This is a genomic window from Schlesneria paludicola DSM 18645, from assembly GCF_000255655.1.
Taxonomy (GTDB): domain Bacteria; phylum Planctomycetota; class Planctomycetia; order Planctomycetales; family Planctomycetaceae; genus Schlesneria; species Schlesneria paludicola.
Genome location: NZ_JH636434.1, coordinates 3,483,593 through 3,492,775 on the forward strand (window position 1 = coordinate 3,483,593; position 9,183 = coordinate 3,492,775).

The window sequence follows — 9,183 nt, forward strand, 5'->3', positions numbered from 1 at the left end:
AATGGGTGGGCGTGATCAGCCTGGCGGTTTCGTTACTCGGCGGCCTGGTCGATTTGCGTGTGCAAGTCGCCACGCTTCGCACCGAGGTTGCGTCCTTACGTCGTGACTTCGACCGACCGCAAAGGGTTGCCCATGTCGACCGCTCCGCAGAAACACAAGCCGCCCACGGTCGGCATCAAGGCCCCGAGATCGTACCACCGCTGGTATCGCCTACGGGCCTGGTGGGGGCCGGTCGGCCTGCGAGCCAACCAGCTCTCGAAAGAGCCGTTGTGCCGGACATGCCAGCAAGCCGGTCGAATTCGCCCAGCGACCGACGTCGACCACATTCGACGTCACGGCGGGAAATGGTCCCTTTTCTGCGACGCCAGCAACTTACAGTCGCTTTGCAAATCATGTCATAGCGAGAAGACCGCTCGCGGCGAGTGATCGCCTGCGGCATCGTCATCTCCGGCGGGGTGTATCACATGGGCAAGCGTGGACCAGGCAAGACGCCCGTCGCGACATTGAAGCAACGGGGCACGTTCCGAGCTGATCGTCATTCTGATGAAGTCGACGAGCAGCTCGGTCCCTCATTGCCAGATCCGCCGCCGCACTTCGATGCGGAGCAGATCGAACTGTGGAACAAGATCGGCGGAAAGCTCGCGGCTCGCGGCTTGATGACCGATCTCGACGCGCAGGCGTTCGAGCTGCTCATCGCTAGCTATGTGGGCATGCTGCAAGCTCAAGACGCACTGGCTGCCGATGACCTGATCGTTTACGTGGGCGAACAGTCGACACCCATGGCGAACCCCCTCGTGAACATTATCGCGAAGAACACCGCGATGCTGAAATGGTGCCTCACCCAGTTCGGTTGCACTCCATCCGCTCGTACCGGAATCACTCCTGCGAAACGTGTCGAAAAGACCATTGATCCAATGGCCGCGTTGTTGGCTGGTACATCGGCGGGCAAACGACCCGCAAAGTGTACCACCCGGAAAAAGGCGAAGTCATGAGTGAAGAACGCGGCTTCATTTCGTTGAAGGCAGACGGCCACACATGGCTGTTCGCGTTCGATCCCAGCCCGCGCAGCCTTATGGCGTTATTCGACGTCCTGATCGAATACGAACGTGATCCGGAAAGCGGGTTCACCAGTTGGCACGCAACGCAAGTTCTACGAGGCCTCGCCCATCACCTGTGCGCAAATGCCGCGTCTCGGCGAACCGCAGGGATCTTGAGCGGTATTGCGACGACGTCCTAGCGAAAAAGGTTGTCGTCGGCACGCTCGAACGTGCGGCCGTCGAACGATACCGGCATGACTGTGACACCGCAGGCGCTCGCGGCATCTACTGGGACGATGAAGATTTCGAACGAACGATTTCGTTTGTTCAGCTTTTGAAGCATTCGACCGGGGAATTCTGCGGCCACCCGTTCATTCTGAAGCCCTGGCAAAAGTTCGTCGCCGGGAATCTGTTTGCCTGGAAGAACAAGGACACCGGTTTCCGCCGGTTCCGCGAATGCTTCATCAGCATGGGACGCGGCAACGGTAAGTCGCCGTTCATGGCGGCCCTGGTCAATCGCCTCTATCTGCTCGACAACGAACCTCGGTCACAGTTCCAGCTCGCGGCCGTCGAACGTGCCCAGGCCGAGATCGTTTTCAACGAGATCTGTGAGCAGCTCCAGTCGCAACCGGCCTTCGGTGATCGCTTCGAATACTACCGTCCGAAACACGGCAAGAAGTCGATCGTCGACAAGATCCTCGGCGGTGTGATCGAACCGCTCGGCTCGGAAGGTCGCGACGGTTACAACTTGCTCGGCTATGTCGCCGACGAAATTCACGCATGGGCTGCCGAACACAACGCCCTCTGGGAAAAACTCGAATCGTCCATGCGGAAGCGACGGCAGCCCCTCGGGATGGTGATTTCGACGGCTGGCGATGACCGCTCGAAGCTGTGGCTTCGCGTCCACAAGTTCAGCTCTCAAATCGCTCGCCTTCTGATCAAAGAAGATCGTCACTTCAGTTTCATCTGTGAGATTGATGAGGAGGATCGAAAGGCATCGCTGTACGACGAAACTCTCTGGCGAAAGGGAAATCCAAACCTCGACGTCTCGGTGAAGCGCGAGGCCCTGCGGCTGATCGCGAACAAAGCGAAGAATGATCCCGTCTGTTTCAACGAATGGCTGCGGTACCACATGAACATTCGTGTGCGTTCGGTACTGAAGGTCATCGACCACAAACTCTGGACGACATGTAAAGAGACGATGCCAGACCTCACGGGTCGCCACTGCCACGGAGGCCTAGACCTCGGTTGGCGAAACGACCTGGCATCGCTCTATCTCTGCTTTCCGCTCGACAAAAAACGGTTCGCGTTCAAGGGCTGGAACTGGTTGCCACGCCACGGGGGCCGCGATCTGACAGCATCCCCGTGGTCGCAGTGGATCGAGAACCGGGACGTGGTGGCTTGCGATGGCGATGCGACCGATCCTGATGCCATTTACGAACGCCTGCAGCAAGTACGCCGCGACCACGCCATTTCATCCGTTGCACTCGATCCGGCCAATGCCAGGGCAGTCGGCTTACACCTGGTTAACAACATGGGAATGTCCGTGTTTGACTTCGGCCAGAACTGTCAGTCGTACAACGAACCGATTCGCGAATTCCTCACGGCGTTGGGCGAAGGTCGCATCCTCCATGACAACGATCCCGTCCTTGCCTGGGCCGCCGACAACCTGGTCCTGCGCACCAATCCGGCCGGTCTAGTGATGCCCGACAAAGAAAAGGCGGACGAAAAGATTGATCCGATCGTCGCCGCCTTCATGGCGTTCGCCCGTTGCTTGTATGGCGATCCCGTGAGTTCCGGACCTCGGATCAGGAGTTTGTGATGGTCATGGTCAAAGTGATGCAGATCAATTGGAAGACGTCGGGCCTGGGGTTCTGTGGTTTGCTGACGTCGGTCGGAGCACTCGGCACGGACCTGCTGTCTGGTAACTACAGCACGATCGTGATGCACCTGCCCGCGATCGCCGCATCCTTGGGACTGATGTTCGCCAAGGACTCGACCGCCGCAGTTAAGTAACGACCGTCACCGCTCGATCTGGGCAACCCTCAAATTTGTCGATTCTGAAAAGGGACTTTCATGTCGAAAACTCGCGTTGTCCAGATCGTTGTCGGTGCTCTGTTGTCCGCGATCTTTCTTGTTTGTGCGATCGTCAATTTCTCCAGACTGCAATCGCGATCTGATGCACCTGGTATGGTCGATTATCTGCTCTACGTTGGTGTGCCTCTGATTACCGCTCTGGCCTTCGCCGCCGCCGACGTGGTTCTGGCTGCCGTGGCTTTGCTTCGAGATCGAACGCGTCTCTCCTCGCCAGACATGACGAGGCTGCCGTCGGTGAACGACGTCGAAGTCGACTTGTCCCGAAAGCAATTGAGCGAACAGCTCAAAATGAATGAACAGCTCAAACAGGTCGAGAGCGTCGACGCGAGACGGACCCGGATCTGGAAGATCATCGACGAACTGTCCGACGCTTTGCGGGATGACGACGCGGGATCTGACGCTCTGTTCATCGTTCGCGAGCGATTCCACAAGCTGCAGTTTGCTCCGACGCCTCACCAGGCGACTGAATCCACCGAAGACGATGAAAAGCCCGCCCCCACGAAACGGGCGGCTTCCTAACCGCAAATACCCCGTGAGAAGGCCCCGCCGATTGTCGCGAGACGTCGGCGGGGCCGTGTGTCTTCTGAGGTTTTCATGCGAACTCTTGCAGCCAGGAAAAAAACGATGCGTCTCAAAGGTGCTTTCCTCGCGATTCTGACGGCAATTTGGTGCGTGATTTGGTGCCTGGGCTGCGCTCCGGTCGATCCACCAGCTCGCAAGGACGCTCCGAAGCCGCCGATCGTCGTGGAATCGCCCGTGACCGTCGCGGCCCGCACGGCCTTCCGTGCTCGTGATGCGGCCTATGCCGATCAATTGGAAGCCCTGGCGAACGACGTCGAAGGCGGACAAGTGAAATACGACGCCAAGCTCAAGCAACGGCTGGAAGACGCCAAATTGCGAGCTGCCGATGCCGCAAAGTCCGGTCTCTCGAAAGTCATGGCAGACGAATTCGGGGAAAACGCCCTGGCCAATCCCGCCAACGTTGCAAAGTCGCTGCGAGCACTCGCCGCCGCGCTCAAATGATCCGTGGTTCATTCTCGTGTGATGCGTGTTCTGGCCATTTTGGAGTGAACCATGCTCGGTTACCGACAAGATCGTGAAGACTGGGACTACTTGCGGGCCAACGCAAAGGCATTCCCCGCGAACTGCTGTGCCACCGGCGAGATCCCCGACGACTTCCATCCGCAATTGCGAACGAAGAACCAAAAACAGACCAATTCGTGCGTTGGCCACGGTCGATCGACGATGTTCGCTCACCTGAATTGGCTCATCACCGGCGAAGAGGTCGATTATTCCGCCTGGTACGCGTACCTGACCGCTCAACGTGCCTGCAACATGTTCGGCGTCGACGAGGGGGCAACCTTGGCTGGTGCGATGGCCAGCGGTGGCTGCTGTCGTGAAGACACGCTCCGCTTCCCTGGCTATTACACGACGTCCATGCCAGCGGCAGCCGTCACCGAGGCCAAAGAACACCCGATTCTGCAGTTCAGCGAATTGCGTGGCTACGACGCGATTTGGCGATACACGTCGACACACCAAGGGCCGGTCCTGATCGGCACCGAATGGTACGAAGGGCATGCTCGACTTGGGAAAGACGGGTTGGAATCCAAGGCGAGCTGCTTACGCGGATCGAGCCTCGGTTATCACTGCCGATGCATCATCGGGTGGTCATCTCGACGTGACAGCCTCGGCCGTCGCTGGCTCCGATGCAAGAACTCCCACAGCACGGAATGGGGCAACCAGGGCGAATCGGAAATCGAACCGGCCCTGGTCGACGAATGGGCCAATGATCGTTTCTCAGCGTTCTTCGGTGCCAGCGAATTGCGGCCGTTCGAGCCGCGTCCCGTGAACTGGCTCGATCATCAGTGGATTCCCGTCTGATCGTTTCACGGGATTGTCAAATCGTCTCACAAGGAAGCGAGTGATCATGTCGAAATCGTATCCCGTGCCAGGGCTGGGGCTCTTGTTTATCATCGGCCTCAGCGTGTTCATTGCATCGTGTGCTCCGTCACCGGCCTTTCCGTCGCCACCCAAGGAACAGAAGCGGTGTGTCGTGCTCGTTGGGGCAACTTGGTGCGTCCCCTGCCAGGGGGTCAAGGACAACGTGGTACCAGAGCTGGTGAAGCTTGGCCTCAGTGTCGCTGAGGCCAACAAACGATCCGCCGTCGACATTCACCTGGCCGACTATGACCACGATCAGGGGATTCTGAAGGAATGGGGCATCACGGCCGATCAAGTCCCGATGCTGGTCGCGTTTGAATCCGGAAAGCAAGTCGATCAGCGATGTGGCAGCCTGGGCGTTAACGATTTCCTTGCGTTGCTCGGTCGCACGGACCTGGGCAAACCTGCAAAGCCGGTCGAACCTCCCAAGCCAATCGTTCCAGCGGAACCGGTGGCAACCATCGTCAAGCCTGACGAGGCGGTACCAGCGACGAGCGCCTGGGATCAAATCACGGAGTTCATCGGCACTGACACCGCGACGGTGACAATTACGGTTCCGAATGGTCGCAAGATCAAGATCCCCGACGCCAGGGCAGCCGTCACGTTTCCGCTGACACTGACCGCTCACGTGAAGGTGGTCGGTGACTCGCTTCAGATCGATTTCGACAAGCCGTTGCTGAAAGCCGAGGCTACACGCTTGGGCATCCGCCTGGGAACCGAGATCCCCTCGGCGAATCTGACCAAGGACAAGTTCACGGCGAAAACCGCCTTGGGAATTCCGTTCGTCTGGCAATTGAAAACGCATCCATTCGGTTGCGATGAAAATGAAGGATCAAATTCCAGTTGCCCTTGATCGACTCATGTCGTGGCGTCTTGATGAGCGTCTTCCCGGTCGGGTTCGGGATGAACACAAAACTACTGATGGAACACGACCGCATCCCGAATCAAATGTGGCCCCTTTTTCCATACTTCGGTGGTTTGCTGATCGTTGTCGGAGTGATTGGATTTGTACTAATCCTCATGTCCGCCTTTGTCACTGTGCGACAATGGGCAAACAGCCACAATCGGAAGTCAAAGACGTAATTGCATCTCCGAAGAAGGGCATGATGTTCATCATCTGAGCAGGTGACGGGGACACGGCAAGTCAGCTACCGGGGCGGTTCGTCCATTGGTTCTTGAGATGAGCGAGCCGCAGTTCCATTTCGTCGTCCGACAGGGAATAGAGCGGGGATGGCTCGGTAATGCAGGTTGCATTTACAATCAGTTGTCCGAGCCGCCAATCAGGATTTGCGGTCCAAATCTCTCGAAGCTGACCTAACATTCGTTCAATCCTTTGAGGATCACGTTTAATCCACAGGGGATCTGACATTACTTGTACTCCGCCAAATTATTGATCATTCCCCGCAGTGGGGTGTTGTGCTCACCACATCAACAGATGACGCAGTGCGCATCAATTCTTGAAAGTGTGGCGACGCCTCTGACCACGTCAGACTGACTCGGTTTAGTATTCGTTCCTGGACGATGATCAGGAGGTCTCGAAAATGCAGAGTACAGGATTCGATCCGGTGATACCTAGCCTGAAAGCTTGTTGTTGTGTTGCTGCGGGAATCGACCAGAATTCGAAGAAAGCCACCGTGGTGGAACGGGCCGCGTCGATCGCTGATGCCTGGTACGAGTCCCATCCGATGCCGATGGGCTGTGCCAGGGCCGCAGAACGCCATCACAAGGCGTGCAGCTCGCACGTCAGCAACGAGATCCGGATGGGCTGCGGTGTGATCACCTGGCTGACGATCATCAGTTGCTTGCTCTCAATCTGCTACACGGTTTGGAGCTGGCGACGCCAGGCCGCAATCGATCGCGACGATAACCAGCGCAGCTAAGCCATGACTGGTGAAGGGATTCACCAATGCTCAATCGCTTGCGCTCGTTCGCCGCCAATAGTTTCGCGTCCTTTGCCCGTGGGATGGGTTACACCGAATCCATCATGGCCGCCCGCGTGCCTGGCGTGCCGAACACGCAGTCCCGCGTGGCGGTGAATGAACAGACCGCGCTTCGGTACGCGGCCGTCTACGCCTGCATTCGCTGCATCAGCGAAACCAAAGGCTCATTGCCGATGGAAGTCATCGAGACTTCGAAATCCGGCAAGGAAACCGTCACAAAGCTGCATCCCGTCGCGCAGCTCTTGCAGTACGAACCGTACGAAGACATGACGCCGATGGTCTGGTCCGAGACTCGCCAAGCCGACGTTCTGACCGGCGGGAACGGCTATTGCGAAATCGTCTTTGACAACGATGGCATGCCGATCGGCTTGATACCTCGGCACTGGTCGCTCGTGACGCCCCGACGTGATGACAATGGGCGTTTGGCTTACGACGTCCGCCAGTCGTCGGGCAGCTCCAATATCCGCACGCTCGATCGATCGCAGATGCTTCACGTGCCCGGATTCGGCAACGGGATCTTGGGTTGGTCACCGATTCGATTGCTCGCCGAGTCGATCGGCATCGGCCTGGCACAAGACAAGTTCGCGGCCGCTTACTTCGGCAATTCCGCGAAACCTTCGCTTGTGCTCGAATCACCTGGCACGCTCGGCGACGAAGTTTTCAACCGTTTGAAGCATGAAATCGAAGTCAACCACTCTGGCGACAACGCCCACCGTCCGTTGCTCCTGGAAGGTCTGACGGCCAAGCCGCTGTTGATCCCCGCGAACGAGGCCCAGCTCCTCGAATCCCGCGAATTTCAGGAAGAGGTCATTTGCCGGATCTTCCGCCTTCCGCCTCACATGATTGGCCTGCTCCGTCGTGCGACGTTCAGCAACATTGAGGCCCAGGACCTGAGCTACGAAAAGCACACGATGCGGCCCTGGCTCATTCGTGACGAACAGGAAATGAACCGCAAGTTGTTTCTTCGAAAGGAACGCGGCCGTTTCCACATCCGGCACAACGTCGACGATCTGCTCCGGGCCGACATCAAGACGCGGTACGACGCGTACAAAACTGCGATCCTCGGTGGATTCAAGACGCGTAATGAAGTCCGTGCGACTGAGCACTTGCCCTCAATGCCAGGCTGTGACGAACTGCTGTTGCCAGAAGCCATCTTCGGCAAGAGCAAGGGTAAGCAGAACTCGGGCGACGATCAGAAGTCCGCACGAACACGCCGCAAAACCGATCCTCGCTTGAAAGCGTTGATGTGCCAAACCGTCGCGGGCCTGATCGCTCGCGAAGCCACGCATGCCGAGCGGGCAGCCAGCAAGCCAGAACAGTTCCGCGAAGCGGTGACGTCACTTTACGCGAAACACGTGGAGCTGCTTTCCGAAAAGCTGTCTTGCGTGAAGGATGCACAACCAGCTCTGCGGTCGGCGAAAGCACACCGCGACGAGCTGCTCGCCCTGGCCGGTTCTCCCGCGCTGGCTGCCGACGTCGCATCGCTCACGGCGACGTGGTCGACCGAAACCGAATCGATTGCCAAGGCCCTCTTGGTTTAATCCCTCTTTCTGGAACGCAACATGGCTCCGACGATGCCTCAGCAAATCGAACGACGTCGCTTTAACCTGCCCGTCGAAATCCGCTCCGAGGGTGATAAGACGCCTGGCAAGATCAGCGGTTATTCAGCTCGCTATTTTGATCCCAGCGACCCGAACACGCAGTACAAGCTCTGGGAGGATTGTTTCGAACGCATTCAACCCGGTGCCTTCGATTCCGCGATCAGCCGTGGCGACGACGTGCGGTGTCTATTCAACCACAATCCGGATCTGATCCTTGGCCGGACCACATCCGGAACTTGCACCATCCGCGTCGACGCGAAGGGGCTTTGGTTCGAAGCTGATCTTCCGAACAGTCCTGCCGGACTCACTGTTGCGGAAGCAATTAATCGCAAGGATGTGACCGGTTGTTCGTTCTCGTTCGACGTCATCGCAGCCACTTGGCAAGAGGACGTCGTTGACGGTGAATCGATCTGGTATCGCATCATCACCGACGTGCGGCTGTACGACGTCGGTCCCGTGACGTTTCCCGCGTATGGTGCAACCGACTGCGATATGGCCAGCGCCCGCAGTTCGCTTGATCGCTTCCGATCCTCTCGCCCGATCCCGCACAGCGTGCGTAGCCGCCGT

General features: G+C 58.0%; 13 protein-coding genes. 12 read left to right on the top strand and 1 reads right to left on the bottom strand.

All coding sequences use genetic code 11. The features are described from left to right. The first annotated feature begins 132 nt into the window (after positions 1-132). The 9 genes from OSO_RS0117010 to OSO_RS0117055 all read left to right on the top strand — a co-directional run bounded on the left by OSO_RS0117010 (position 133) and on the right by OSO_RS0117055 (position 5,928). Positions 133-426: an HNH endonuclease signature motif containing protein gene (locus OSO_RS0117010; RefSeq protein WP_010584429.1), complete on the top strand. Its 294-nt coding sequence runs from the start codon at positions 133-135 to the stop codon at positions 424-426. A gap of 38 nt (positions 427-464) precedes the next feature. Continuing rightward, complete coding sequence (locus OSO_RS0117015) at positions 465-992, top strand: phage terminase small subunit P27 family (RefSeq protein WP_029247125.1); 528 nt, start codon at positions 465-467, stop codon at positions 990-992. Further along, complete coding sequence (locus OSO_RS0117020; protein ID WP_010584431.1) at positions 989-1,237, top strand: hypothetical protein; 249 nt, start codon at positions 989-991, stop codon at positions 1,235-1,237. The genes OSO_RS0117015 and OSO_RS0117020 overlap by 4 nt, the downstream gene beginning before the upstream one ends. Further along, positions 1,174-2,859, top strand: coding sequence for a terminase large subunit (locus OSO_RS0117030; RefSeq protein ID WP_157605225.1), 1,686 nt, complete (start codon positions 1,174-1,176; stop codon positions 2,857-2,859). Before OSO_RS0117020 ends, OSO_RS0117030 begins: the two co-directional genes overlap by 64 nt. Next, entirely contained in the window at positions 2,859-3,053 is a 195-nt protein-coding gene (locus OSO_RS0117035) for a hypothetical protein (protein WP_010584433.1), read from the top strand. The genes OSO_RS0117030 and OSO_RS0117035 overlap by 1 nt, the downstream gene beginning before the upstream one ends. Before the next feature lie 60 nt (positions 3,054-3,113). Beyond that, positions 3,114-3,653 (top strand): hypothetical protein, encoded by a 540-nt coding sequence (locus tag OSO_RS0117040; RefSeq protein ID WP_010584434.1) that lies wholly within the window; start codon positions 3,114-3,116, stop codon positions 3,651-3,653. Between the two features lie 105 nt (positions 3,654-3,758). Next, entirely contained in the window at positions 3,759-4,157 is a 399-nt protein-coding gene (locus tag OSO_RS0117045; RefSeq protein WP_010584435.1) for a hypothetical protein, read from the top strand. A gap of 51 nt (positions 4,158-4,208) precedes the next feature. Then, entirely contained in the window at positions 4,209-5,015 is an 807-nt protein-coding gene (locus OSO_RS0117050; protein WP_010584436.1) for a C1 family peptidase, read from the top strand. Between the two features lie 46 nt (positions 5,016-5,061). Next, positions 5,062-5,928 carry a thioredoxin family protein gene (locus OSO_RS0117055; protein ID WP_010584437.1) on the top strand — a complete coding sequence of 289 codons (867 nt, stop codon included), beginning with the start codon at positions 5,062-5,064 and terminating at the stop codon, positions 5,926-5,928. A 291-nt stretch (positions 5,929-6,219) separates the two neighbouring features. Here the strand turns inward: OSO_RS0117055 and OSO_RS0117065 are convergent, their stop codons facing one another. After that, on the bottom strand, positions 6,220-6,396 hold the full coding sequence (locus OSO_RS0117065) for a hypothetical protein (protein ID WP_202799938.1): 177 nt from the start codon (positions 6,394-6,396) through the stop codon (positions 6,220-6,222). Between the two features lie 220 nt (positions 6,397-6,616). Between OSO_RS0117065 and OSO_RS0117070 the strand changes: the two genes are divergently transcribed. From OSO_RS0117070 to OSO_RS0117080, 3 genes are all read left to right on the top strand, one after another. Then, positions 6,617-6,955 (top strand): hypothetical protein, encoded by a 339-nt coding sequence (locus OSO_RS0117070; protein ID WP_010584439.1) that lies wholly within the window; start codon positions 6,617-6,619, stop codon positions 6,953-6,955. A gap of 26 nt (positions 6,956-6,981) precedes the next feature. Further along, positions 6,982-8,556 carry a phage portal protein gene (locus tag OSO_RS43890; protein WP_010584440.1) on the top strand — a complete coding sequence of 525 codons (1,575 nt, stop codon included), beginning with the start codon at positions 6,982-6,984 and terminating at the stop codon, positions 8,554-8,556. 21 nt (positions 8,557-8,577) lie between these two features. Further along, on the top strand, positions 8,578-9,183 hold a 606-nt coding region (locus OSO_RS0117080), incomplete at its 3' end, for an HK97 family phage prohead protease (RefSeq protein ID WP_010584441.1).

What these genes read in the sequence shown, in the direction of transcription:
- OSO_RS0117020 (WP_010584431.1), top strand. Translation starts at nt 989, where the DNA reads ATGAGTGAAGAACGCGGCTTCATTTCGTTGAAGGCAGACGGCCACACA.
- OSO_RS0117070 (WP_010584439.1), top strand. Translation starts at nt 6,617, where the DNA reads ATGCAGAGTACAGGATTCGATCCGGTGATACCTAGCCTGAAAGCTTGT.
- OSO_RS0117035 (WP_010584433.1), top strand. Translation starts at nt 2,859, where the DNA reads ATGGTCATGGTCAAAGTGATGCAGATCAATTGGAAGACGTCGGGCCTG.
- OSO_RS0117065 (WP_202799938.1), bottom strand. Translation starts at nt 6,396, where the DNA reads ATGTTAGGTCAGCTTCGAGAGATTTGGACCGCAAATCCTGATTGGCGG.
- OSO_RS0117055 (WP_010584437.1), top strand. Translation starts at nt 5,062, where the DNA reads ATGTCGAAATCGTATCCCGTGCCAGGGCTGGGGCTCTTGTTTATCATC.
- OSO_RS0117040 (WP_010584434.1), top strand. Translation starts at nt 3,114, where the DNA reads ATGTCGAAAACTCGCGTTGTCCAGATCGTTGTCGGTGCTCTGTTGTCC.
- OSO_RS0117010 (WP_010584429.1), top strand. Translation starts at nt 133, where the DNA reads ATGTCGACCGCTCCGCAGAAACACAAGCCGCCCACGGTCGGCATCAAG.
- OSO_RS0117015 (WP_029247125.1), top strand. Translation starts at nt 465, where the DNA reads ATGGGCAAGCGTGGACCAGGCAAGACGCCCGTCGCGACATTGAAGCAA.
- OSO_RS0117050 (WP_010584436.1), top strand. Translation starts at nt 4,209, where the DNA reads ATGCTCGGTTACCGACAAGATCGTGAAGACTGGGACTACTTGCGGGCC.
- OSO_RS43890 (WP_010584440.1), top strand. Translation starts at nt 6,982, where the DNA reads ATGCTCAATCGCTTGCGCTCGTTCGCCGCCAATAGTTTCGCGTCCTTT.
- OSO_RS0117045 (WP_010584435.1), top strand. Translation starts at nt 3,759, where the DNA reads ATGCGTCTCAAAGGTGCTTTCCTCGCGATTCTGACGGCAATTTGGTGC.